The 25315-nt window shown below is 41.9% G+C and carries 20 protein-coding genes and 1 pseudogene; 4 read left to right on the top strand and 17 right to left on the bottom strand.

Features of this window, described 5'->3' with window-relative positions:
• The first annotated feature begins 199 nt into the window (after positions 1 to 199).
• Positions 200 to 1381 (top strand): aminotransferase A, encoded by a 1182-nt coding sequence (locus tag MKX71_RS07605; RefSeq protein WP_033884231.1) that lies wholly within the window; start codon positions 200 to 202, stop codon positions 1379 to 1381.
• A gap of 9 nt (positions 1382 to 1390) precedes the next feature.
• Here the strand turns inward: MKX71_RS07605 and kinA are convergent, their stop codons facing one another.
• Both kinA and MKX71_RS07595 read right to left on the bottom strand, forming a co-directional pair.
• Positions 1391 to 3211 (bottom strand): sporulation histidine kinase KinA, encoded by a 1821-nt coding sequence (gene kinA, locus MKX71_RS07600; protein WP_015252197.1) that lies wholly within the window; start codon positions 3209 to 3211, stop codon positions 1391 to 1393.
• A gap of 163 nt (positions 3212 to 3374) precedes the next feature.
• Positions 3375 to 5489 (bottom strand): penicillin-binding protein 2, encoded by a 2115-nt coding sequence (locus MKX71_RS07595; RefSeq protein ID WP_017697267.1) that lies wholly within the window; start codon positions 5487 to 5489, stop codon positions 3375 to 3377.
• 336 nt (positions 5490 to 5825) lie between these two features.
• Between MKX71_RS07595 and MKX71_RS07590 the strand changes: the two genes are divergently transcribed.
• Positions 5826 to 6599 carry a CAP domain-containing protein gene (locus tag MKX71_RS07590; protein ID WP_003244693.1) on the top strand — a complete coding sequence of 258 codons (774 nt, stop codon included), beginning with the start codon at positions 5826 to 5828 and terminating at the stop codon, positions 6597 to 6599.
• Positions 6600 to 6638: 39 nt separating this feature from the next.
• Here MKX71_RS07590 and MKX71_RS07585 read toward each other — a convergent pair whose 3' ends face one another.
• Positions 6639 to 7505, bottom strand: a complete 867-nt coding sequence (locus tag MKX71_RS07585; protein ID WP_003245029.1) for an NAD(P)-dependent oxidoreductase — start codon at positions 7503 to 7505, stop codon at positions 6639 to 6641.
• A gap of 137 nt (positions 7506 to 7642) precedes the next feature.
• Positions 7643 to 9610, bottom strand: a complete 1968-nt coding sequence (mcpC, locus tag MKX71_RS07580) for a methyl-accepting chemotaxis protein McpC (RefSeq protein ID WP_339231928.1) — start codon at positions 9608 to 9610, stop codon at positions 7643 to 7645.
• 134 nt (positions 9611 to 9744) lie between these two features.
• On the opposite strand from mcpC, the pseudogene MKX71_RS07575 reads away from it, so the two are divergent.
• Positions 9745 to 10424: pseudogene (locus tag MKX71_RS07575) on the top strand (GNAT family N-acetyltransferase).
• Positions 10425 to 10438: 14 nt separating this feature from the next.
• Here the strand turns inward: MKX71_RS07575 and splB are convergent.
• From splB to papB, 8 genes are all read right to left on the bottom strand, one after another.
• Entirely contained in the window at positions 10439 to 11467 is a 1029-nt protein-coding gene (splB, locus tag MKX71_RS07570) for a spore photoproduct lyase (RefSeq protein WP_003245173.1), read from the bottom strand.
• Between the two features lie 77 nt (positions 11468 to 11544).
• A complete protein-coding gene (gene splA, locus MKX71_RS07565; protein ID WP_003218644.1) occupies positions 11545 to 11784 on the bottom strand; it encodes a splAB operon transcriptional regulator SplA in 240 nt (79 codons plus the stop codon).
• Between the two features lie 90 nt (positions 11785 to 11874).
• Positions 11875 to 13587: a phosphoenolpyruvate--protein phosphotransferase gene (gene ptsP / locus MKX71_RS07560; protein WP_003218638.1), complete on the bottom strand. Its 1713-nt coding sequence runs from the start codon at positions 13585 to 13587 to the stop codon at positions 11875 to 11877.
• Entirely contained in the window at positions 13587 to 13853 is a 267-nt protein-coding gene (locus MKX71_RS07555) for a phosphocarrier protein HPr (RefSeq protein ID WP_003154654.1), read from the bottom strand. Before MKX71_RS07555 ends, ptsP begins: the two co-directional genes overlap by 1 nt.
• A gap of 97 nt (positions 13854 to 13950) precedes the next feature.
• A complete protein-coding gene (ptsG, locus tag MKX71_RS07550) occupies positions 13951 to 16050 on the bottom strand; it encodes a PTS glucose transporter subunit IIABC (protein ID WP_003244661.1) in 2100 nt (699 codons plus the stop codon).
• 228 nt (positions 16051 to 16278) lie between these two features.
• On the bottom strand, positions 16279 to 17145 hold the full coding sequence (gene glcT, locus MKX71_RS07545) for a ptsGHI operon transcription antiterminator GlcT (protein WP_339231927.1): 867 nt from the start codon (positions 17143 to 17145) through the stop codon (positions 16279 to 16281).
• Positions 17146 to 17207: 62 nt separating this feature from the next.
• The gene (locus MKX71_RS07540; RefSeq protein ID WP_033884224.1) at positions 17208 to 18173 is read right to left on the bottom strand and encodes a LacI family DNA-binding transcriptional regulator; all 966 of its coding nucleotides are present in this window, start codon (positions 18171 to 18173) and stop codon (positions 17208 to 17210) included.
• A gap of 281 nt (positions 18174 to 18454) precedes the next feature.
• Positions 18455 to 19549, bottom strand: coding sequence for a di/tri-peptidase (gene papB / locus MKX71_RS07535; protein ID WP_042974913.1), 1095 nt, complete (start codon positions 19547 to 19549; stop codon positions 18455 to 18457).
• Positions 19550 to 19714: 165 nt separating this feature from the next.
• On the opposite strand from papB, the gene MKX71_RS07530 reads away from it, so the two are divergent.
• Positions 19715 to 19918, top strand: a complete 204-nt coding sequence (locus tag MKX71_RS07530; RefSeq protein ID WP_014476643.1) for a hypothetical protein — start codon at positions 19715 to 19717, stop codon at positions 19916 to 19918.
• A 37-nt stretch (positions 19919 to 19955) separates the two neighbouring features.
• Here the strand turns inward: MKX71_RS07530 and pfeT are convergent, their stop codons facing one another.
• From pfeT to MKX71_RS07505, 5 genes are all read right to left on the bottom strand, one after another.
• Entirely contained in the window at positions 19956 to 21869 is a 1914-nt protein-coding gene (gene pfeT / locus MKX71_RS07525) for a metal-transporting ATPase PfeT (protein ID WP_339231926.1), read from the bottom strand.
• Between the two features lie 235 nt (positions 21870 to 22104).
• Positions 22105 to 22602, bottom strand: coding sequence for a sporulation thiol-disulfide oxidoreductase StoA (gene stoA / locus MKX71_RS07520; RefSeq protein ID WP_029317723.1), 498 nt, complete (start codon positions 22600 to 22602; stop codon positions 22105 to 22107).
• 50 nt (positions 22603 to 22652) lie between these two features.
• Positions 22653 to 23990, bottom strand: a complete 1338-nt coding sequence (ykvU, locus tag MKX71_RS07515) for a sporulation protein YkvU (protein ID WP_014476640.1) — start codon at positions 23988 to 23990, stop codon at positions 22653 to 22655.
• A 117-nt stretch (positions 23991 to 24107) separates the two neighbouring features.
• The gene (locus MKX71_RS07510; protein WP_015252205.1) at positions 24108 to 24734 is read right to left on the bottom strand and encodes a cell wall hydrolase; all 627 of its coding nucleotides are present in this window, start codon (positions 24732 to 24734) and stop codon (positions 24108 to 24110) included.
• A 298-nt stretch (positions 24735 to 25032) separates the two neighbouring features.
• Positions 25033 to 25227 (bottom strand): hypothetical protein, encoded by a 195-nt coding sequence (locus tag MKX71_RS07505; RefSeq protein WP_003218622.1) that lies wholly within the window; start codon positions 25225 to 25227, stop codon positions 25033 to 25035.
• Positions 25228 to 25315: the final 88 nt, after the last annotated feature.

Here is a 25315-nt window from a genome sequence, read left to right as displayed (position 1 = left end):
GAAATTGGCACATATAAACAATAATAGAACATGATACAATAAAGACAATCAAATCGCTGGTTGTCTTCTTTTTTCTGAAAAGAAAGGTATGTTTAGAAAAAAGGCGCATACAATCGAAATATATCAGTTAAAAAGGTGACAAATGATCAGCTAGTGGTAAAATAGGATAAACTCATTATATTTGTTAAGGTGATGAATTATGGAACATTTGCTGAATCCGAAAGCAAGAGAGATCGAAATTTCAGGAATACGCAAATTCTCGAATCTTGTAGCCCAACACGAAGACGTCATTTCACTTACAATCGGCCAGCCTGATTTTTTCACACCGCATCATGTGAAAGCTGCCGCAAAAAAAGCCATTGATGAAAACGTGACGTCATATACTCCGAATGCCGGCTACCTGGAGCTGAGACAAGCTGTGCAGCTTTATATGAAGAAAAAAGCGGATTTCAACTATAATGCTGAATCTGAAATTATCATCACAACAGGCGCAAGCCAAGCCATTGATGCTGCATTCCGGACGATTTTATCTCCCGGTGATGAAGTCATTATGCCAGGGCCTATTTATCCGGGCTATGAACCTATTATCAATTTGTGCGGGGCCAAGCCTGTCATTGTTGATACTACGTCACACGGCTTTAAGCTTACCGCCCGGCTGATTGAAGATGCTCTGACACCCAACACCAAGTGTGTCGTGCTTCCTTATCCGTCAAACCCTACCGGCGTGACTTTATCTGAAGAAGAACTGAAAAGCATCGCAGCCCTTTTAAAAGGCAGAAATGTCTTCGTATTGTCCGATGAAATATACAGTGAATTAACATATGACAGACCGCATTACTCCATCGCAAACCATTTGCGGGATCAAACAATTGTCATTAACGGCTTGTCAAAATCACACAGCATGACCGGTTGGAGAATTGGATTTTTATTTGCACCGAAAGACATTGCAAAGCACATTTTAAAGGTTCATCAATACAATGTGTCGTGCGCCTCATCCATTTCTCAAAAAGCCGCGCTTGAAGCTGTCACAAACGGCTTTGACGATGCATTGATTATGAGAGAACAATACAAAAAACGTCTGGACTATGTTTATGACCGTCTTGTTTCCATGGGACTTGACGTAGTTAAACCGTCCGGTGCGTTTTATATCTTCCCTTCTATTAAATCATTTGGAATGACTTCATTTGATTTTAGTATGGCTCTTTTGGAAGACGCTGGCGTGGCACTCGTGCCGGGCAGCTCGTTCTCAACATATGGTGAAGGATATGTAAGGCTGTCTTTTGCATGCTCAATGGACACGCTGAGAGAAGGCCTGGACCGTTTAGAATTATTTGTATTAAAAAAACGTGAAGCAATGCAGACGATAAACAACGGCGTTTAAGCCGTTGTTTTATTTTTTTGGAAATGAAATTTTAAACGCTGTGCCTTTTTCAGGATGGCTGTCCACATGTATGACTCCCTGATGGTTTTCAATGATATTAAATGTCACCATTAATCCAAGCCCCGTACCTTTTTCTTTTGTTGTTAAAAATGGCTCTCCAATCCGGTTTAGTACCTTTTCAGGTATACCTTCCCCTTCGTCTTTGACAGTAACATGAACAGAATGCTCATCTTCGGTTATGATAATGTCTACTGTTCCCCCATCAGGCATTGATTCAACTGCATTTTTGATTAAATTAATGAATACCTGCTTTAATTGGTTTTGATCCCCGTTTATATAAATGCTGTCTTTTTCATAACTTGTTCTGATAAAAATGCCATTTAAATTCGCCTGCGTTTCTAACAGGGCTGAAACCTCACCAATTAATTTTTTCAAGTTCAAATATTCTTTGACAGCATTTTGCTGAGGTTTCGCCAGCATGAGCAGTTCACTGAGTATTAATTCGATACGACTGAGTTCAGAAAACACAATATCAAAGTAATGTTCGTTGCCTTCCATTGTCGGTTTCATCAGCTGTAAAAATCCTTTGATCGCTGTAAGAGGGTTGCGGATCTCATGGGCGATTCCCGCCGCGAGCTGCCCTGCGATTGATAATTTTTCCGATTTCAGCATCAATTCTTCTGTTTGTTTTCTCTCTGAGATGTCCCGAAGAATGACCTGGACGGCCGCTTCACCAAAAAAGGTCGTCGGAATGCAGACCATCTCCGTATAGATAACCCTGTTCTGAAAGGTGAACCAGGATTGCTTGACAATTTCAGATTCTGTTTTTTGCTCGGCAATGTTTTGGATTCTCTCTTTTACATCCTCGTGATCGCAAGGATGCAGCTGATCGTATATGTTTTTGCCAATTAAATCCTCATATGTAGCCGCTTCAAACAGGGAAATTCCAGACTCATTCATAAATACCCATTTTCCATTGTGAATCACCGCAATGGTATCAATGGAATTTTGAATCAGCAGCTGATATCGTTCACGGCTTTTTTGCAGGATGGTTTGGAATTTCTTCCTTGAAGAGATATCGATCAGCAGCAGCAGCTCAGCCTGCTGGTTTTTGTAGACGGTCGGGGATGCTTTCACTTCTAAATGAACAGGTGTGCCATCAAGCCTTTTCCACGTCTGTTCAATCATTCCGACTTCCATTCCTTTTTGCATTCGTATAATCCTGTTTTTCACGATATCATGATATTCTTCTTCAATAAATTCATAGGACCATTTACCAATAATAGCATCCTTGCTTTTTGCTCCCAGCATTGAGAGCATCGCGCTGTTTACATAGACGATCTTGCCTTTGACACTGATGCATAGCGGACTCGGGAGATTTTCAACCAACCGTTCATAATCATCCGTTATATATGTAGTCGATTCCGGGCTTGCAGGTTCGATTTCATGTTTTTCGCAGTTTAGGGATTGATGGCCTGTTTCTTCTTCAAGAACCTTCATTTTCAAAATGATTTCCCGTTCTGTCCGCTCAGCTCTTGTCGTAACAATTTCTACCGCAGCCTCCACCCACACAATCGTATGATCTTTTTTAATAAAACGAAAGGTGCACGGCATCAGATGATGTTCATTATAAAAATAGCTTTCAACCAAAAATTGGTCTTCCTCATGCAGAAACGTTTTGAGGAATGATCCGATCATCTCTCCTTGGAGATAGCCCAAATGCAGTTTGGAGTTGGCAGATATATAAATGATGCGTCCATTAGAGGCCAAGACTGCATGAATATCGGTTTTTGTTTGAAGTGGTTTAACATGCTGCGTATCCTGTTCCACAGAATCCCTCCTTTGCATGATCATCGTGTTTCGACATATACAGATTGACTTTTACCTAGTATGATTCGCTAGAAAATGAGTATTCTCCTTCTATTCTTATGGTGAACGTCAATTTTTGAATAAAAGAAAGGGCACACAATCTTTTCGTTGTGCACCCTGTTTTTTATTTTTTACTGTGTTTTTTTTCGAGCTCTGCGTAGGCGTGGATAGCTCTTTTGGCAATAATTTTATTGATCTTATCATCATCATCTACTGATGGAACAACAACACTAAAGGCCACTTTTGGTTTTTTCGACGGGTAATAGCCGACAAAAGTCAGATTGTATGTTTTTTTCCCCCACCAGTTGCGATTCGTGCCGTAGTAAAATGTTTCCGCTGTTCCCGTTTTCCCTGATACATCTTCTGTAAACGTATTTTTTGCTGTCCCTGAAGAAGTGACTAATTTCATGCCTGTTTGTACTTGTTTCAAATCGCTCTCTGAATTATTAATCTTATTGAGTACTTTAGGTTTCCTATGTTCAATCGCCTTACCCAGCTGGTCTTTTTTTCCTGGCTTATGAATACTTGTGACGATTCTAGGCTGAACACGATAGCCACCATTGGCGATTACTGAGATGTATTGAGCCATTTGAAGCGGTGTGTATGTATCGTATTGGCCAATTGCTAAGTCTAAAATTAATCCTCCTACAGTTTTAGGTGTGGTTTGCATTCCGGCTGATTCCTGCGGGAGATCAATACCTGTCTTTACTCCCAGACCAAACTGGCTGTAATAGTTTCTCATTTTCAGTAGATCGTTCTGATCAGCCGGGAGAGATCCATGCGGCTTGTATGTTACGCCTGCAATATGCATGGCAACATTGAACATATATACGTTTGAACTTTTTTGCAATGCGGTTAATTCATTGATGGTTCCCATATTAGTATAAGATTTTTTTATAAGATTCGTTCCTAAAAGCATTGGAGCATCGACATAATATTTATAATGCGGAATTCCGTCCTGATAGCCGGCTAGCACGGTGGCCCCCTTTACTGCTGATCCCATTTCATATTGGGTGGTAAATGCCCCTATCGCATAATCTTCAATTTTGTTGGTTTTTAAATCTATCTTTTTCCCTGCCATTGATAAAATATCGCCGTTATTCGGGTCCATCATTACGGCAAAGGCTCTGTCAAGCATGTAATTTCCGCGTGCACGGCTGTTTCTTACTTCTTCTTCAATAATCTTTTCTACCTTTGCCTGAAGCTCCATGTCAAAAGAAAGCTGAAGATCGTATCCCCTGCTGCCCTTATCAATGGTTTTTTGGCTGACGACATTTCCTTTATTATCTTCTACGTATTCCACTTTTTCTTTATGCGAATTTAAATATTCTTCATATTGATACTCTAAATAACTTTTTCCCACCCTGTCATTATTCGCATAGCCTCTTGTTAAGTAGAAATCTTTCCGGTCGCTCAGCAGGCCCTGATCAGGTGTCGTGACGCCCCCGAAAACAGAATAAAGGGTTTTGTCATAAGGATATTTTCGTGTCCAATCGTTTACGATATCGATTCCCGGAAGTTCTTCTAAATGCTCAGAAACAATGGAAATTTCATCATATGTTAAGTCATTTTTTGGTCTTTGCGAGGAGTTTTTCTTCTCATCAAGCAGCGCTCCGTTTTTTCCATTGCTATTGCTCTTATTTGGATTCATTGCCTTTACGATTTGAGGTTCGTAAGCATTTCCGCTTGAAAACCTTGTATATATCGCAGCAGTTTCCATTTCTTCGTCATCTTGCTGAATAGCCTTTAATTCTTGATCCGGAACACGCTCTATTTGAAGCTTGTAAGCTTGGTCTCCTTTCAGATTGCTTTCTGATTCCTTAAGCAGAGCGGCGGCTTTTTTCGGATGAGCTGCGATCCAGTAATCACGAAGATCCCTTTCCTTCAAAAATTCGGTATCAATATGAATGAAAGAAGCAAGCCGCTTCGCTGTTTTGATTTTATCTTCTGTTTTTGTGCTAGATGTTGATACATACACAATTTCTGGAACGCTCTGGTTGTCGACAGCAACTTTCTGGTTTCTGTCGTACATCTTCCCGCGAGGCGCAGGATAGTAAGCTGTTTTTGCATTTGATTTCTCAGCGTCTTCTTCATGCTGTTCGCCTTCAACAATTTGAACAACCCCGAGCTTAAAAATTAATGCAGTGAATAGAACAAAGACAGCTAGGAAAAAAAGGTTCATTCTGATTGCTCTGTTTCCTTTGCTCTTTTTCTTTGGTTCACGTCCTATTTCAGTCACTTCTGGTTACCCCTCTCAAATCATTCAATATATTTACATATACTGAGATTAATTGTAACACCTTTGTAATAGTTGTTACAGCGAAAAGGAGTAAAAAAAGCTGTCAATATAAAAACACATTAAAATATAACTAACGGTTCAAAAAAAAGGAAGCTATGTAACGGTACGATAAAATCATATATACCGCTGATTCCCTTATTCTTAGTGATTCAACGGATTTACTTTACGAAAATGACAATCTCTATTTGTCAAAGGAAATTGCTGGAATATTTATGACAAAAAAGCTATGTTATGATTTTTCTGTAGAAACAAACAACTCTAGGAGGTTACGAACTAATGAAGAAAGCATTTATTTTATCTGCTGCCGCTGCGGTTGGATTATTCACATTCGGGGGCGTACAGCAAGCATCAGCGAAAGAACTCTCCTGCCAGCCTGTGGTTACAGTAAAAACGGGGAACACAGTACAAAACATGTCACTTAACGATGCAGTGAAAAAACTGCATATTAACACAAATATCAAAACGTTAAACGCTGCAAACGAAAAAGAGATGAAGCAGCTTCTTCAAAAACATGCGAAGCAATCTAACGTGAAAGTTCAGGATGTTCAAAAGACAGAAACGGCCAAACCTGCACAAAAGACTACTGAAAAAGCAGCTGCTGATCAAAACACTGCTTCTAAAGCACCCGCAACTGCTGAAAAAACAAACACAACAACATCTGCACCTTCATCTGTAAGTGCATATGAGAAAAAAGTTGTTGAACTTACAAATGCAGAAAGACAAAAACAAGGATTAAAGCCGCTTCAAATTGATGAAACGTTAAGCAAATCCGCACGCGCAAAATCTCAGGATATGAAAGACAAAAACTACTTTGATCACCAAAGCCCAACATACGGCTCACCGTTTGATATGATGAAATCTTTCGGAATCAGCTACAAAACAGCAGGTGAAAACATTGCGAAGGGCCAAAAGACACCAGAAGAAGTAGTAAAAGCTTGGATGAACAGTGAAGGACACAGAAAAAACATTCTAAACCCTAACTTTACTCACATCGGTGTTGGCTACGTTGAGTCTGGAAGCATCTGGACACAACAATTCATCGGAAAATAATAAAAAAAAGATTGCCTGTTTCGTACAGGCAATCTTTTTTTATTTCACCCAAAGCTTATAGATACTCTGTGTTCCGCTGTTTTCTTCACCTTGAGCAGCTAGCTTGTCATATAAGGATTTTGCGAGCGACAAGCCTGGCATTTCTTCCCCCATTAATTCTGCTTCCTCTAGTGCGATTCCCATATCCTTAATAAAATGCTTCACATAAAATCCCGGTTCAAAGTTGCCTTGCAGCATACGGGGAGCAAGATTTGACAGTGACCAGCTTCCGGCTGCGCCCGTTGTGATGCTTTTCAGAACATTTTCCGGCTCTAGGCCTGATTTTTGGGCATAAGCCATCGCTTCAGCAACACCGATCATACCGGCTGCAATTGCAATCTGATTGCACATCTTGGTATGCTGTCCGCTTCCAGCCGGTCCTTGATACTGAATATTCTCTCCCATTAAAGAGAAAATCGGCATGCAGGCTTCAAAAGCTTCTTTTTCTCCACCGACCATAATCGCGAGTGTTCCGTTTTGTGCACCGATGTCTCCACCGGAAACAGGAGCGTCTAAAGCGAACAATGCTTTTTCTTTGGCCGCTTCAGCAATCTTCTTCGCAAGCGAAGGCTTAGATGTCGTCATATCAATAAGATATGCCCCTTCTTTTGCGTTTTCAATAATTCCATTGCTTCCGAAATACACTTCTTCAACATCACTGGGATAGCCGACCATTGTGATGATAACATCCGCTTCTTTCGAAAGATCTTTGACCGTATCTTTCCAGATCGCGCCTTTTTGAAGTATGCTTTCTGCTTTTTCTTTTGTCCGGGTGTACACCAATACAGGATGGCCGTCATTGAGAATATGTGATGCCATGCTTTTTCCCATTACTCCAAGACCGATAAAACCAATTGTTTTTTTCAAGGTCATTCCTCCCAGATGTTTCGTTTAGATTTTAGTTAAAATTTATCATTTTTCCTTCATTTTCTAGACTACCATATCTATTCATCTTATAAAATAAAAAATCCCCAAAACAAATGATGTTTGGGGATGTAATTGGATTACAATGTGAATTTTGCAATTGTGTTCATAAGCTCTTGGCTTGCATGTTTTAGTGTTTCCGTTGAGTGTTTGACTTTCTCAAGGGTGACAAGCTGTTCATCGGTTGATGCGTTCACTTCCTCTGCTGCGGCAGCTGATTCCTGTGATATGGCTGAAATGCTTTGAATAGCTTCAGATATCGCAAGCTGTTCTTCACTCATTCTTTGAATTTCCGCGTAAATGTGATCAATACCTTGTACCAGTGACTGCATTTCTGCAGTTATCGTATTTAATACCTCTCCAGTTTCGTGAATGGCACTGTTTTGTTCATCATTCATTCTGCTTGCCTCAACCATCGCGTGAGAGGCCTCTTTTGTCTCAAGCTGGATAAGCTTCACAGTCTCGCTGATATGCTTTGTAGAAAGGGCTGATTGCTCAGCTAACTTCCGCACTTCATCGGCTACGACGGCAAAACCGCGCCCGCTTTCTCCGGCTCTGGCTGCCTCAATACTGGCATTTAAGGCAAGCAAGTTGGTTTGATCAGATATGTTTGAAATCGCTGTAACGACTTCTTCAATATTCTTAGTTTGATTTTCCAAATCCAGCAGCATCGTTTCAACCTTTTTCGTTTCCATATTGGCTTCGTTTGATTTCATCAGCAGCTGGCCGAGCGCATCAAGTCCTTTATAGCTTGCATCCTCGGACGATTTTGAGCGTTCTTTAATTCCGCCTGCCTCCTCAGCGATTTGCCTGATTTTCGTTGACAGGCTTTCCGATTTTTCATTAATGGTTTCAACTTCAGAAGCCTGTTCCGATGCCCCTGCGGCTACTTCTTCAATCGCTTTTGCAATTTGTCCGCTTGTTTCATTAGTTTCGGCAGCGACAGCCGTTAGTTGTTCAGAGGTGTCAGATACTTTCCCTGAAGAGAGTCTCACTTGCTCAACCATTTCCTTCATATTTTCAACCATCAGATTGAAATCTCTTGTTAAAATACCGACTTCATCCTTAGATTTTGATTCCGCGCGCACTGTTAAATCGCCTGCGGAAACAGCTTTCGTTTTTACGATCAGCTGCTGTATCGGACCGGTTATCGTTTTGGCCAGGAAGTAGCTGAGAATAATTGTTATGATAAGCGCAATCAATGATATCCAAAGATTTGCCCGATTCATTTTATCTGAAATCCACATTAATTGATCGGTATCAAACTGCGTTCCGACCTTCCAGCCCGTTTCGCCAATCGTTTGGTACACAACCATTTTCCCATTCACATCTTGTATCCCTTGTTTCTCGGATGCGATGGTTTGCAGTGTTTGATCCTTTGATATATTTTTTCCTTGATTTGACGGATGGGCTAAAAGATTGCCGCTCGCATCAGCTAAAAAGGCAAATCCTTTGTAAGGCACCTTTTGTTTATTGACCATACTCTGGATAGCAGAGAGTTTCAAGTCATAGCTGGCAACCCCTATCACTTTTTGCCCGTCTAAGATCGCTTTCGATGCAGTAACAATCATGTCTCCTGTCACGACATCTTTATAAGGTTCCGTCCAAACAACTTGATCCGGGGTTTCAGCTGCAAGCTTATACCATGGTCTTGATGTTGGATCGTAATCCTCAGCGAAATCCGCTTTTGGATATGTAAACATTTCTTTTTTTGCGGTGCCTATGTAAGCCATCGCAACATAATCATCGTTGTCTTTGATTTGCTTAATGTCATCGTGAAACAGCCGAGCAGCTTTCTTACTTGGTTTCGTTACAAATGTATGCGTTAATTCCCCATTAGCCAATCTTGATAACGAAATGGCATAACTCTTTAATTGCAATTCAATATTTTGTTCAAGTGACTGCGTCACGTTTTGAGTTGTATTTTTCCCATCCTCTGTAATCATCGGTTTTAGCGTCAAATAAGAAGACAGCATTAAAAGAACAACTGTGATGATTAACATAATCGAAACAAAAACAGCAATCTTCATGTGAAGTTTTTTAAACAAACCAATCCCCTCCTAATTTCTATATCGGCCCTTTCGTTTGAAAAATGAATAATCAAAAAATAAATTATAAGAAAATCGGAATATATTTACTGAAAATTCAATCTTCGTTATAATGAAACAACATAAGGAGAGTGATGATCATACTAAAACAAATGTATGTGCATGACGGCAGAAAATTTGAGGCTCTGACCATCAGAAACTACACTGAGACTGACATCGAGAGGCTGATTTCTCTTCAAGAAGAATGTTTCCCTCCTCCGTTTCCCCAGGAATTGCTGTGGTCAGAGGACCAGCTTGCCAGCCATATCAAAACCTTTCCGGAAGGCGCTTTATGCGCGCTCATCAATGGCAGAATTATCGGTTCCATGACTGCTCTTATTGTACAATTTGAGCCTGATTCTCCTGATCATACATGGGCACAAGCAACTGACAATGGATCGATTAAAAATCATGAACCTCATGGAAATACTTTATATGTAGTGGATATTTCTGTTTCTCCTCATTATCGAAAGCTTGGAATCGGAAAATGGCTGATGAATACGATGTATGAGCTGACTGTTGATAAAAGACTGGAACGCCTTCTCGGCTGCGGCCGCATTCCTTTGTATCATAAATACGCACACGAGATCAGCGCTGTTCAGTACGTTGAAGATGTGATGGAAGGCAGGAAAAACGACCCTGTGCTGTCCTTTCTCCTCCGTTGCGGGCGTTCACCTATTCGTGTAGTCAGCAATTATTTGGAGGATAAAGAATCATTGAATTACGGCGTTTTGATGGAAGGAAAAATCCTTTTTATAAAAAAGCGAGCTGTTGATCACAACAGCCCGTTTAAGTGAAATATTCAATTTTTGCGTTAGGGAAAAAGGTATCAATATAGGATTCAAGTGCTTCTCGAAGTGCATGCTCTTCATCTTTCTGATAAATATATTTTCCGATCCCGTAACGGCCCCATTTATAACGGCGCTTTTCTTCATCTAATTCGAGCTTCGTCTTCGGATAATTTTTCTCTATCACTCGTTTGGCCGGTTTTGTAAAACGGTGTTGAATTAATTCAAACGTAATGTCATGTCTAACGTCCTGCGGCAAAGCAGCATCTAGCTTTTCAAACAGATGTCTGTATCCTTCTTCCCAGCCTTCATGAATATAAATCGGAGCAACAATAAAGCCTAGCGGGTAGCCTGCTTTTGCAACTTTTACTGCCGCTTCTATCCGCTTATCAAGAGGTGAAGTTCCCGGCTCAAAGTTTTTAATCACATAGTCGGCATTAATACTGAATCTGAATCTCGTTTTCCCGTTATGCTTTGCGTCTAATAGGTGATCGACATGATGAAATTTCGTTACAAATCGGAGCTTTCCGAGATCACTTTGGCCAAAATGTTCAATGGCGCGCTTCAGCGTGTGTGTCAGATGATCAATTCCTACAATGTCTGACGTACATGATGCTTCGAACCTTGTGAACTCTGGTGCGCGCTCCTTCATATACTTATCTGCCTGATCTAAAATCTCTTCGACGTTTACATAAGTTCTGATATACGGCTTTGATCCCATGGTTGTTTGCAGGTAGCAGTAATGACAATGCCCCATACAGCCTGTTGCAAACGGAATGGCATATTCGGCCGAGGGTTTGGATGAATCAAACTTTAATGTTTTCCGGACACCGATAACTAAAGTTGATTTCGCATTGCGATATTGCTGAAGATGATTTTTCCCAGGAATATTACGCACCTGATTGTGGGATGTTGTTTCTCTGATTTCAATGCCCATATTCTCAAATTTATCTTGTAATTCTTGGCCTAGCGGATATTCCAGCGCCCTCGGTTCTATATATACAAGCTGCGGAACAAATGGGTTCTGCATGATGCCACATCCTTTTCCTTTACTAACGTTACTTTTCTCACTAGGCGGAAAGGATATGAGTTGTAATGATTTCCTTGTTACTCATACGGATCAATATCAAAGAGTTCTTTGTAAAGCGATTTAGCTTCTTCATAGCTTGCAAACACAGCATCGTCCTCTGCGAACGGATGATAGGTTTCATAAATAAACAGGGAAAGCTCGCCTTCATGGTATGGATGGTGCACAATTTCGGCTTCCTTTATGTGGGCTACATTGGCGGCGTGCGGATTTCTGTAGATCACATAAACAGTATCTCCTGCGTTAAATTGGTTTGACATACTATCCCTCCTAGCCATGTTATTGTGTCCTTCTATACCCTTACTTATGAAAAAAACCAGACAGGCCGGAGGCCGTCTGGTTTTTGTACATTACTTGAATGTTTCTTTTACGAACGCGACAACTTCTTCTGTCGTGCTCATAGATAAGATTTTCTCTTTGAATGACTCAGCTTCTTGTTTAGACAATTTGCTGATTTGTGTTCTTGCCGGAAGGATAGACGTTGCGCTCATTGAGAACTCATCTAAGCCTAAGCCGAGAAGGATCGGAATCGCAATCTCGTCTCCTGCCATTTCTCCGCACATGCCAACCCATTTTCCTTCTTTGTGTGCTGCTTCAATTACCAGTGTAATTAAGCGAAGGATTGCCGGGTTGTATGGCTGATACAGGTAAGATACACGTTCATTCATACGGTCAGCTGCCATTGTGTATTGAATCAAATCGTTTGTTCCGATACTGAAGAAATCAACCTCTTTAGCAAACTGATCAGCGATGACTGCAGTTGACGGAATCTCAACCATCATTCCGACTTCAATATCGTCAGATACAGCCTGTCCCGCTTTTACGAGCTTTTCTTTCTCTTCAAGAAGGATCGCTTTTGCTTCTTTGAATTCGTTAACTGTCGCAATCATAGGGAACATGATTTTCAAGTTTCCGTATGTACTTGCACGAAGCAGCGCGCGAAGCTGTGTTCTGAAGATTTCTTGCTCTTCAAGGCAAAGACGAATCGCTCTATATCCCAGGAACGGGTTCATTTCTTTAGGAAGCTGCAGGTAAGGAAGCTCTTTGTCTCCGCCGATATCAAGTGTCCGCACGACGACTGATTTTCCTTCCATACGCTCAAGAACCGTTTTGTAAGCATCAAACTGCTCATCTTCTGTAGGCAGCTGATCTCTTCCCATGTAAAGGAATTCTGTACGGTAAAGGCCAACTGCTTCTCCGCCGTTTTCAAGAACACCTTTTACATCATCAGGAGTACCGATGTTCGCTGCAAGCTCTACATGATGTCCGTCTTTTGAGACAGTCGGTTCATTGACAAGCTTCGCCCACTCAGCTTTTTGAGCCAAATAAGCATTATGTTTTTCTTCATACTCTTTTACAGTTTCCGCAGATGGGTCAATAATGACATCGCCATTGATACCGTCAACGATAACAGTCACGCCGTTTTGGATCGTGCCTGTAGCCGCTTTCGTTCCAACAACTGCTGGAATCTCAAGAGAACGTGCCATGATGGCAGAGTGAGATGTGCGTCCGCCGATATCAGTAGTGAATCCTTTTACGAACTCACGGTTTAATTGAGCTGTGTCAGACGGTGTTAAGTCTTCAGCTACAATAATAACCTCTTCTGAGATCATGCTTGGGTTTGGAATTTCGACGCCAAGCAGGTGGCCGGTTACGCGTTTTGTTACATCGCGGATATCTGCCGCACGCTCTTTCATATATTCGTTGTCCATAGATTCAAACATGGTAACGAACATAGAAGACGTTTCTTTTAAAGCGAATTCAGCGTTCACTGAATCAGTGCTGATTTTTTCTTTCACAGGGTTCAGAAGCTCAGGGTCACTGAGAACTAAAAGGTGAGCAGAAAAAATATCAGCTTTATCCTGACCCAGTTCTTTCAAAGCGTGCTCTTTGATTTTTTCGAGCTCTTCTTTTGAACGTGCAATCGCTTCATCAAAACGGCTTACTTCCGCTTCAGAATCAGAGATGTTTTTCTTTTCAACCGTTAAATCTGGCTCTTCAAGCCGGTATGCTTTTGCAATCGCGATGCCGGCTGAAGCACCAATCCCTTTTAATTCTTGCATTACTCGCCGAGTCCTTCGCTTTTCATTGTTTCTTCTAAAGCGTTAAGAGCATCGTTTTCGTCAGCTCCGGAAGCAGAGATTGTGATCTCAGCGCCTTTAGCGATACCTAAAGACATAACACCCATAATAGATTTAAGGTTAACTGTTTTGCCGTTATATTCTAAATTAACGTCAGCGTCGTATTTGCTAGCAGTTTGTACAAGAACTGTCGCAGGACGAGCATGGATTCCAGAATCTGCAGTTACTTTAAATGTTTTTTGTGCCATTTTTATCATTCTCCTTTTAACTTAAAGCTTTATTACTTCACAATATTATATCATACAACCGTACTTGTCATCTGACAAGCACGGCGTACTAACACCCTTATTTTTCAATCTTCACAATATCTTCTTGTTCTCTGTTGACTGAACCGCTTGCTTTAATGCTGACTGTTTCTCCTTCAGCAAGGTTTGTAAATACAATCGGTGTCATGAGAGATGGTACATTCGGTTTGACTGCATCCAGATCAACTTCAAGAAGTTTTTGTCCAGGCTCAACACGGTCTCCTTCTGATACGAAAGACGTAAATCCTTCGCCCTTCAGGCTGACGGTATCAATACCAAAGTGGATTAAAATTTCTCTTCCGCCGTCGGATTGCAGGCCGATCGCATGTTTCGTCGGGAACACATTGAGAATTTTTCCGCGAACCGGTGATACGACAATTCCTTCAGAAGGGAGAATCGCAAAACCGTCACCCATCATTTTCCCTGAGAAGACTTGGTCAGGAACATCCGTAATCGGGTGAATTTCCCCGGTAATCGGAGAAACGAAAACTTCCTCGCCGATTTCATTTTGCAGCGGTTCTGCAATCACTTCCTCAACCTGCTGGCCTACTTCCTCTTGAGCAGATGTTTTCGGTTCAGGTCTAGGCTTGCGTCCCGCAATAATGTCTTGCATTTGTGTTTTTAACCCGTCAGAACGCGGTCCGAAAATAGCCTGAATGTTGTTGCCGACTTCCAGCACTCCGGAAGCGCCAAGCTGTTTCAGACGGTCTTTATCAACCTTTTTCTGATCGTTTACAGTCACACGCAGACGAGTGATACAAGCATCAAGGTGTTTGATGTTTTCCTGGTCACCCATTGCCTGCAGAATCTCATAAGGAAGATCCCCTGCTTCACCTGTTTTCCCAGGTGCTGCTGTTTCTTCCGCAGCATCCTCGCGTCCAGGTGTTTTCAGATTAAATTTGCGGATGGCAAATCGGAATCCGAAGTAGTAAATGACCGCTAACCCTAAGCCGACAGGGATGACAAGCCACCATGCCGTCCGGTTCGGTAAAATACCGAATAGGAAGTAGTCAATTAAACCACCGGAGAATGTCATACCAATCTTAACATTCAACAGCTGCATGACCATGAATGAAAGTCCCGCAAACAAACAGTGAATCGCAAACAGGACTGGAGCAACGAATAAGAAAGAAAATTCCAATGGCTCTGTGATCCCCGTTAAGAAGGATGTCAAGGCCGCTGAACCCATAATACCTGCAACGAGTTTTTTGTTTTGCGGTTTTGCTTCATGATAAATGGCAAGCGCCGCAGCAGGCAGACCGAACATCATAAATGGATATTTACCTGTCATAAACGTACCTGCCGTTAACTGTACGCCGTCTTTAATCTGCGCCATAAAGATACGCTGATCCCCGCGGATGATTTCTCCTGCTGCACTCTTATAGCTGAAGAATTCATACCAGAACGGCGAATAGAAAATGTGGTGCAATCCGAATGGGATAAGCGAACGTTCAATCACCCCGAAGATAAATGCAGCAAGGGTTGGATTCGCTTCCACTAATCCTGTTGAAAAGGCATTCAATCCATGCTGGATCGGAGGCCAGATCACTAACATAATAAGACCCAGAATCAGTGCAGAAATTGACGTAACAATTGGAACGAAACGTTTACCCGCAAAGAAACCAAGGTATTGCGGCAGTTCAATTGTGTAAAATCTGTTAAACAATAATGCAGCTAACACACCGACGATAATACCGCCGAACACCCCTGTCGCCAAGGTAGGTATACCAAGCATGTTTACATATGCAGGATGGTTTTCCGTAAAGAACTTGGCTCTTTCAACTGAATCCGAAGGAATGGTTCCGTTTGCAAGAAGAACCGCACTCATGGATACATTCATTACAAGATAACCGATAATTGCTGCAATCCCTGCAACTCCATCACCATTGGCAAGCCCGATGGCTACACCTACTGCGAAAAGAAGCGGAAGGTTATCGAAAACAATCTGCCCAGCGCTTTCCATCACACCTGCTACAAGCTGAACATTGTCATTGCTCAAGAAATGCAGGACCTGAATCATGTCCTTATTTTGCATCGCATTCCCGATCGCAAGCAAAATCCCCGCAGCCGGAAGGATCGCAACTGGAAGCATAAGCGCACGCCCAATTTTTTGAAGAACGCCGAATAATGCTTTAAACATAAGAATTGACCTCCTCTTTTTACTAGTCTGACCTTACAGCTAAAAATCATGACAACGAATTCACAGGCGTAAGTCTTCCAGTTTAACCGTTTACATTTGCCCTTTTACACAACAAAAAGGCATGAGCAAAATTGGGTGCGCAAAAGAACGAGAATGAACTTCCCGTTTTTTTCCCTCAATCACTCATGCCTGATCGAATCAGTAACACGTTATAAGGATAAACTGAATTTATGAAATTTTATTGGTTAATCGGTACAGATGAAGCGTCAGATAAACCGCTTCCGCCTCATGAACTGGTTTCTTCAATGTTTGCTGCAAGATTTTAATCAATTTCCAAGCTGTATTGTAGCATAGCGGATATTCATTTTTCAATAACAACATTAATTTTTCTGGTTCTTTAGTCGGTTCTTCTTTTTTAATTCTTTCTATTGTAAATCTGATATGTCGGATCAGCCGCAAATAGTTGACACTTTCCTTATTTACTTTCATTTGAAATGAGTCTTCAATCACCTCGACAAGCTGCGCCATGAGCTGAGAGTGCTGATTGACCTCGGACAGCGGACGGTTTGTCAACGCTGAATGGATATGCAGAGCGATAAAACCAATCTCCCCTTCCGGAAGGCAGATTCCCGCTTTTTCATTGATCATATCTATGACTTCTTTGGCAATTTGGTACTCCTCAGGATATAGTGACTGAGTCTCCATTAGAAATGGATTTTTCATATCAAATCCCTGCTGCTGCCTTTTGATCGCAAATGCGATATGGTCTGTCAACGCAATGTGAATATGTTCATTTAATGAGTTATTAGTCCTATTGCTTATGTGATAGATGACATCGTTTGAAATATCAACGAGGTTTTCATCAACATAGTCAAGGAGCTTTTTAAACTGTTTTTGTTCCTTCTCGTCTTTTAAAATGAACATTTTATCGTAGCCTTTATCTTCAATGACATCATCTTGTTTTTTTCCGAAACCAATACCTTTTCCGATTAAAACGACTTCGCTGTATTTATGATGAGAAGCAATTAATACGTTATTATTCAGTACCTTTTTCACTGTGAAGGACCCATTCACGATCCTCAGCTCCTTTGTCATTCAATACCTCATATCGTACATAACGAACGGAAGACACGTCAAACCTTTTTTCAATGCATTCACTAAACAGTCGATCTTTCGATGAGACGGTAATCCAGAACTTTCCTTTCAATCGGCTGCCCTTGAATTCTTTTTTCCAGTATGGCAAATGCCTGCTTTCCCATTTCCCTTGTCTGAATATCGATCGTTGTGATTCCAAGCGCTTGGCTGATTTCGTGGTTATCAACGCTTAAGATTGCAAGCTCATCCGGTACTGACACCCGCTGGTTCTTTGCTTCAAGAAAAAGCCCTGCTGAGACTTGGTCATTGGCAACAAAAATAGCCGTCGGCTTTTCCTTCCACGTTTTCCATTTATGAAAAAGCGCCTTCCCATCATTGATTGTAATCGCTTTCTCAACTACCCAGCCTTCACGAAATGCCTCACCGATCTCTTCCAATGCCTCTTTATAGGCTTTGATTCGAAAATGGCTGTTCATGCCTTTTTTTCTTGCCAAACAGATGGCTATTTTTTTGTGCCCTTTGGCAATTAAATAGTCCAAGCCGTTCCGAAATGCTTCTTGGTGAGGAATGCTGATGGTTGGGAAGCGGGCATTATCTGAATTCTGGCAAAGCAAAATCGGGCCCTCCCATTCCATGAGTTTCTCATCAGCAAGCGCCTTTGAGCAAAAAATCAGGCCGTCAACCTGGCGCTGCTTTAATTGGGACAGCGCAAAGATTTCTTTTTGTACCTCATAGTTTGTTTGGAATAAAGAGAGGTGAACCCCGGATTCCGCGGCTGCGTCGGCTATTCCTGCAATCAGCTCTGCAAAATATGGCAGATTAACCGTCGGCAAGACAACACCAATCATGTTTGAAAATCCTTTCGACAAATGTACAGCGTGAATATTTCTCGTGTACTCCAATGATTCCATTGCCTCAAACACTCTTTTTCGTTTGTCTTCACTGACGTATGGATGATTGTTTATGACTCGGGAAACCGTTGTAACAGAGACACCGGCTTTTTCTGCAATGTCTTTAATATTAGCCATAGATTCCCTTCTTTCTAAATCCCCTTGATCTGGAATGCGTTTCATACAATAAGATATGGACGTACCAGATATCTTTTTGTGTTTTAAGCTGAAAGGAGAAGATCACATGGGTTTCTTCATTTTAATTGGGTTATGTCTCACTGTTCTCGGTGGCAGCTGTCTTGCTGTAAAACCTCTCAACCAAAAACATGAAATTAAACCCTTTCGAACATTTGATGATTTTTTTATTTAATGCAGATAAAAAAGGACGATGTCGAGAACAAAGTCCTTTTTTATTTCTATTACGGCAGTATGATTAACTCCTTTGGATATTGGGTCAGAGCAACTGCTCCGTCCTTTGTTACGTGAACGTCATCCTCAATGCGCACGCCGCCGATCTCAGGCACATAAATCCCCGGTTCGATCGTGTAGACCATGCCTTCCTGCAGCAGTGTATCGTTGGCCTGGCTCATTGATGGATACTCATGGACAGAAATTCCGAGTCCATGCCCAAGCCGGTGAGGAAAATAATCACCGTATCCCGCTTTTTCAATGATTCCGCGGGCAGTTAAATCCAGATCTCCGATTCTCACACCGGGTTTGCTTGCCTCAATCGCGGCTTTTTCCGCTTGAAGTACAGTCTCGTAAATGGCCTCCTGCTTCGGATTGATGGTTTTGTAAGCAAACGTTCTTGTAATATCAGAGCAATAGCCGTCAAGAATAACACCGAGATCAAATAATACAAAATCACCTTTCTTCAACGTGGCTGTACCAGGATTTCCATGAGGCTGGCCAGATTTTTCTCCAAATAAAACCATTGTAGAGAAAGACATGCCCTGAATTCCTTTTTTCTTCAGCTCATACTCAATTTGAGCGAGCACTTCCACTTCACTGATGCCTTCACGCAAAGCGGCTGTGCCGACTTCAACACCGTAATCTGCAAGCTTTGCCGCCTCTTTCAGCAAACGAATCTCATTGTCATCTTTAATCAGGCGAAATTGATTGAGTGTTTCTTCTGCTGAAACAAATTGAGCCCCGCCCGTCGCATGCTTCAGCTGTTCTGCACGTGATAGCGAGATTGAATCCTTTTCTACCGCAAGCGTATGTATGCTGATATTTCGCTTTTTCAAGGCCTTCTCTATCAGCTCCCACGGATTTTCGTGATCCGCATAGGCAATGATTTCATGATTCCAGCCTGCGTTGCGGGCCTGTCCTGCTTCCATTCCTGGACAAACAAAGAAAGGCTCCTCTTCTTGAAAAACAAATAACCCCATTAATCTTTCATGCGGCTCTGTGTAAAAACCGGTTAAGTAAAAAACATTTTCTTTTGTATGAATAAATGCGGCAGTATGCCCCGCTTCCTTCAGCCATGAAGAGACGCGTTGTATTCTATTCACTTCTTGTTCCTCCCTGCCATTTGCAATGCATTGTTCTGTCTTCCATTGTAACAGGTTTTACCGGTGTTTGCCTTTCACGACGCCTTCATTTTCTAATGCATTTTATTTCCTGCTCCTCTTCCTGTATACTGACAGTAACGTTCAATCGCAGGGGGGTTGTTCCGTTTGCTGATGAATTTTTTCAGACGAAAAGCAGTTATGCTCTTAACGGTTTTGGGAATTTCCGCTCCTTTTATCGGGATGAAGATGGTGGGCTTTTATTATTACAGCTCTATCATAGGCTGTGCAGCGGGTTTCCTTTGCTGCATCCTCGCTCTCATCCTGGTTATGAAAAGATCTGATAAAGACAAAAATGAAGGGAAAGCTTGATACATAAAAAGCCAGCAGCCTGATTAGGCTGCTGGCTTTATTTTAGGAGTCTTAAACCGTTTAGTATGACTAAAATCGTGCTGCCCTCATGACCAATCACGCCAAATGGCAATTCCATCGCCTGCAAAAAGTTTGCACAAATCAGCAGGCAGATTACAGCTAGAGAAAACACGATATTTTGTTTGATGATCCTGTTCATTTTCCGAGACAAGCGGCACATGTTTACGAGCTTTTTCAAATCGTTTTTCATGAGGACCATATCAGCGGTTTCAAGTGCTACATCTGTTCCGCCGCCCATCGCAATGCCGACATCCGCCGCTTTGAGTGCCGGCGCATCATTGATTCCGTCACCCACCATTGCAATCGTTCCGAATTCTTCTTTTAACCGTTTGATTTCATTCACTTTTTGGTCAGGCAGGCATTCTGCTACGACAGTTGTCATGCCGGCTTCCTTGGCAATCGCTTGAGCCGTGTCTTCGTGATCTCCTGTCAGCATGGCCGTTTTAATCCCAAGTCGGTTCAGTTCTTCCATGACCTCTTTTGCTTCAGGCCTGATTTGGTCCTTCAGTGCGATACAGCCTGCTATTTGATCATCCTTTTTCACAAATACAATTGTATGACCGCTTTGAATGACATCGGATGCTGTTTGTTTCAAAAATTGTGCTGCCATTTCCTCGCCGATAAAACCTGCTTTACCGACCTTCCATTTCGCACCCGACACTTCTGCCATAACGCCAAACCCTGAGGTTTCTTCTATAGATATGTAGCCGGACTGATTCACGCCACGGCTGTCAGCGTACGCCGTTATGGCTTGGGCGAGCGGATGGCTTGATTGCGTTTCGATGGCATAGACAGCCTCAAGAACTTCCGCTTCACTGAATCCTTCTGCTATTCTGATCGTCTCTACGGCAGGCTGGCCTTTTGTTACAGTGCCGGTTTTATCAAAGGCGATCATTTGCACTGAGCCCAGCTGTTCAAGAAAGACGCTTCCTTTCACAAGCATACCGTTGCGGGCGCCATTTGAAATCAGGGACAGCGCCGCTGGCATAATAGAGGCGACAAGCGCACAAGGTGACGCGACAACCATAAACACCATTGCGCGGTAGAAGGTTTCACTCCAGCTCCAGCCCAGCGCAAAGTGCGGGACGAATAAAAGGAGCGCCACCGCAATTAGCACACCTTTCACATAAGCATTTTCAAATCGTTCGATAAAAGCCTGAGCGGGTGAAACACTATTTTGCGCTGATTCAACCAGTTTGATAATTTTTCTGAATAACGAATCTTCATTTGCTTTCGTGACACGGACAGTCAAGGAGCCATTGCGATTCACCGTTCCTGTGAATACAGTGTCGCCTGTGTTTTTTTCTACAGGCATTGATTCACCTGTTAAAGCCGACTCGTCAAGACTTGTCGAGCCCGATTCAATGATACCGTCTGCCGCTACGCGTTCTCCAGGTTTGATCACGATCATATCACCGGCCTGCAAGTCTGAAACCGGAACTCTTTTGGTTTCACCATTGACCATCAATGTCGCTTCTTCAGGCTCAAGCTGCATTAAAGACGTTAAATCTCTGCTGCTTTTATTCATCGTGTATGTTTCTAAAGCTCCGCTTAAGGAAAAAATAAATATTAAAATAGCACCCTCTGCCCAGTATCCGATCAAGGCGGAACCAACGGCAGCGAAAATCATTAAAAGTTCTACATTCAGCGTTTTGGATTCGAGTGTTTCTTCGATTCCTTCCTTTGCTTTAGCAAATCCGCCGATCACAAAAGCCAGCAAGAAAAGTATTATGGATAATACCTGATATCCGGATAAGAGCCAGCCTGCCAAAATAAAAGCGCCTGATACAAGTGCTGCAATAAGCTCCGCGTGCTGTGCCCAGTTTTTTTCCCTCTTGTCTGTTTTCAATGGCTCGTGCGGGTCGCGTTGAACGATAACTTGTTCATTCATATCGAATTCTCCTCTCTAATTGAGAACGTAAATCATCTTCATTTCTCTTATAAAAACAAAATCGCTGCCCAAAAGGCAGCTTTATCGTCAGTTATTTCTTGATGTCTTCCTTTATTATAGCACGCACGAAGAGAATTTCAATTATAATTATTTTAATTTCTTTTTGATAATAATTATCATTAATGTTTATTCACTTCTTCTCTATATGAAAAAAGCTGAGAGTCTATACTCTCAGCTATTCTTCCGTCCATTCCTTCAGTTGTTCCGCTGTCATCGGGCCAATTTTTGTTTTTTCAATTTCTCCCTTTTCATTCAGCAAAAATGATGTTGGGATCGTGATGATATGATACTCCTTCATCAATTCCCCTTTTGAGTCAAGGACAATTGGAAACGTCAGCTTGTTTGCTTTAATAAAGTCTTCAACGACTTGCTGATTTTGTTCCGAATTCACTAAATTCACCGTTACCAGCTTTACACTGTCGGATGGATGGGCATCATAAAACGATTGAAACTGTGGAAGCTCCTTTTTGCAGGGCGGACACCATGACGTCCAAAAATGGAGAATTGTTTTTTGCCCTTTATTCGGAATCGAGATGTCCTCCCCTTCTATCGTTTTCATAAGAAAAACAGCGGGAACAGCAGGCTGTTTTTCCTCAGCTTGTGCCGCACCTGGAATCCATACAATCAACCCTAATAACATAATGTATATAGTAAGCAAGCGCTTCGTCAACATGGAATCTTCCTTTCATGCTTTTCAATTAGCTTGCCCCTGCTGTTCCTTTATCATCCTTCAATTCGCGGCGTTCTGGTCCCTCCCGTAAGAAATACGGATACCTTCAATGCTTTGCAGATCGTGGCATAGTGCAGGCTCGTCAAAAGAATCATGCCAGTGTTCATTCCAAGGATAATCCCGAGCATTTGCAGATTCTCCATTGATCCCAGTACATACATCATACTTAGCGCAACGATATGGCTCCATACATTGTGATAAAAAGCCTCTTTCACAAAACCCATCCCGATTAAGCACGCCTGCAGCGGCATGACAAACAGATGAAAGAGAAAGTAAGGCCACAACAGCTGCAAGTAATACTGCGCTTCAGGAGAGTGAAAAAACAAATGCGTGAGAGGTCCCGCAAACTGGAACATGACCCAGACGGCAGGTATACCGTAACCTAATGTAATGAAAATCGACTGTTTCAGCCTTTTTAACACGATGTCATACTGAGAAAGTGCATAAGCTTCCGAAATACTCGGTATCATGACGACCATTAACGAATGGGCAATAAAAGCAGGGAACGACCCTATCGTCACAGCCACTCCTGCCAGCATTCCGTATTGATCGATCGCCGCTGTCCCGGCAACGCCCGCAGCCAAAAGAGCTCCTTTTACTAAAAAGGGTTCAATTGCATTGACAACCGCATGAAAAATGCGCAGTCCTGTTGTAGGAATTGAAACAGCAAGCAGTCTTTTCCTTACATCCTTTCCGCGCAAATGAATGTGCTGCTGGCCGGATAACGCCCGCCTTGCCATGATAAATTGTGAATATAAATAAACAAGCACGACCACATCACTCACGACTAGAACAAACAAGGAAATCAGCACAGCCATGTCCAATTCAAATGAGTACCATTGAAAAAAGAGGAATAAGCACAAGAGCTGGATGATTTTTTTCAGCACATTGGCAATTGCGATCTTCCCCATTTTCTGCACACCCATAAAGTAGCCCCTGGCGATTGAAGTAAAGGCGACAACAGGAATTAAGCCGATGACAATCCCTTTAATAAACGGGTGGTATGTATCAAATACTGGAATAAACGGAAGCGCAATACTAGCGGCGACAGTAGAAAAAGCAGTAAAAATGGCTGTCATTCTGAAAGCGTGCCTCAGCATGCTTTCATGAAGCTTAGGATTTGACTCGGCAATGAATTTAGAAATGGATATCGGCAGTTCCAGGCTCGCGATGACAATAATTAAAAAGATCGTGGGCAAAATACTCATGTAAAGCCCCATCCCATGCTCGCCAAGCTCCCGCGCCAAAATCATATTGACGACAAATTCAAGGCATTCAGCGAAAAAGGCGGCAATGGATAAAAGAATGATCCCTTTCACAAATCGATTCATGATGTCTCTCCTTGTCTCTTGTACTACCAACATCATATGAGACAAGTTCAAAAATTATTTTATTTTTACTCTTTATATGAAAAAAAGCACAGCTGAGACAAATTGTCTCTTCTATGCTTAGACGGCAAAAACGTGTCTGCCGATTTTTTCTACGATTTTTCTTGAACGAATCCAATTATCTGACGCTGTTTTCGGATTATAAAAGAATATGGCATCTGTTTCTCTATTTTTTGAGGACAGCGCTTCTTCGGCAGCTTCAATCGATTCTTTATCAGGCTTTTGGTTAATGCTCCCGTTTGCGACCGGTTCAAAGGCGTTTTTCTGATAAATAACTCCTCTTATCGTATCAGGAAAACCTTTTTTCTCCGTCCTGTTCAGTACAACGCTTGCTACAGCGACCTTGCCTTTATATGATTCTCCTTTGGCCTCTGCGTGAACGAGACGGGACAGCAACTCTTTTTCAGACTGTGTATATGTTTCTTTCTCATCATTTGTTTTGTTCGGTTTATCTTTCTCTTTCTTTTCAGTGTGTGCTGATAGCTTAATCGGTTTTATTTTCTTGTCTTTATCAGCAGACAGTGAAGGGAAAGATTCATTCGTATTTCGATCTATATGTGTAAGCCATTTCGCTTCTTCATGTTTTGTCTTCTTTGCGCTCAGTAGTGAAGCTTGTGTATGCTCAATTTTGGCTGCAGGCATGAAACAAAGAAGAAAAACAGCCAGAGCAGTGAATTTCGTTGTCATACAGTTTCCTCCTTAAAGTGCTCCAAAAAACACTTCATAACCTTAACAAGAGATCCATTCATTTTCACGGAAAAAGATTTTCCAACTCTCCCAAGGAGGTATCAGGATGGAATAAAGAGGATGACTCACTGCTTAATGGCAAAAAAACAGTTTGAAATTCTATAAATATTGTCAAATCAAAACATGTTTATCCATTTTTGACACTTTACATTTTATTTACACCTGTTACAGACAGCTGTAATAAAAGGCTTGTATTCTGTCATATATGATAAAAAGGCTTCTCACGTATGAGAAACCTTCAGCTTCTTGGCTGTTCTAAGTATTGAAAGATAACATCTCCGCCTTGCTGGGCAATTCCTCGGAAATGTTTAAAATCATCTTGTTTAGATAACACGGCCCTGAAATCAAGAAAATGCTCTTTCTGGACTCTCAGTTCGTTTATGGCGCCGGTGCGCAGCTGTTCAATCATTTCTGTTATTTCTTCGGGACGCAACAAAAATTCCCCCCTTTTCTTTCTATTGACGAAAATCAATATATCATCTTTATAGCGACAGAACAATTCATAAGGGAGATAAAACTCC

Source organism: Bacillus sp. FSL M8-0071, assembly GCF_037975455.1.
Taxonomy (GTDB): Bacteria; Bacillota; Bacilli; order Bacillales; family Bacillaceae; genus Bacillus; species Bacillus subtilis.
Note: the sequence above shows the minus strand (reverse complement) of the source record. Positions and strands in the feature narration are given on the sequence as shown.

What these genes read in the sequence shown, in the direction of transcription:
- MKX71_RS07605 (WP_033884231.1), top strand. Translation starts at nt 200, where the DNA reads ATGGAACATTTGCTGAATCCGAAAGCAAGAGAGATCGAAATTTCAGGA.
- MKX71_RS07540 (WP_033884224.1), bottom strand. Translation starts at nt 18,173, where the DNA reads ATGGCTAATATTAAAGACATTGCAGAAAAAGCCGGTGTCTCTGTTACA.
- splA (WP_003218644.1), bottom strand. Translation starts at nt 11,784, where the DNA reads ATGTCAAACCAATTTAACGCAGGAGATACTGTTTATGTGATCTACAGA.
- ptsP (WP_003218638.1), bottom strand. Translation starts at nt 13,587, where the DNA reads ATGCAAGAATTAAAAGGGATTGGTGCTTCAGCCGGCATCGCGATTGCA.
- ykvU (WP_014476640.1), bottom strand. Translation starts at nt 23,990, where the DNA reads ATGAATCGATTTGTGAAAGGGATCATTCTTTTATCCATTGCCGCCTTT.
- stoA (WP_029317723.1), bottom strand. Translation starts at nt 22,602, where the DNA reads ATGTTGACGAAGCGCTTGCTTACTATATACATTATGTTATTAGGGTTG.
- ptsG (WP_003244661.1), bottom strand. Translation starts at nt 16,050, where the DNA reads ATGTTTAAAGCATTATTCGGCGTTCTTCAAAAAATTGGGCGTGCGCTT.
- splB (WP_003245173.1), bottom strand. Translation starts at nt 11,467, where the DNA reads ATGCAGAACCCATTTGTTCCGCAGCTTGTATATATAGAACCGAGGGCG.
- MKX71_RS07590 (WP_003244693.1), top strand. Translation starts at nt 5,826, where the DNA reads ATGAAGAAAGCATTTATTTTATCTGCTGCCGCTGCGGTTGGATTATTC.
- MKX71_RS07555 (WP_003154654.1), bottom strand. Translation starts at nt 13,853, where the DNA reads ATGGCACAAAAAACATTTAAAGTAACTGCAGATTCTGGAATCCATGCT.
- glcT (WP_339231927.1), bottom strand. Translation starts at nt 17,145, where the DNA reads ATGACAAAGGAGCTGAGGATCGTGAATGGGTCCTTCACAGTGAAAAAG.
- pfeT (WP_339231926.1), bottom strand. Translation starts at nt 21,869, where the DNA reads ATGAATGAACAAGTTATCGTTCAACGCGACCCGCACGAGCCATTGAAA.
- MKX71_RS07510 (WP_015252205.1), bottom strand. Translation starts at nt 24,734, where the DNA reads ATGACAACGAAATTCACTGCTCTGGCTGTTTTTCTTCTTTGTTTCATG.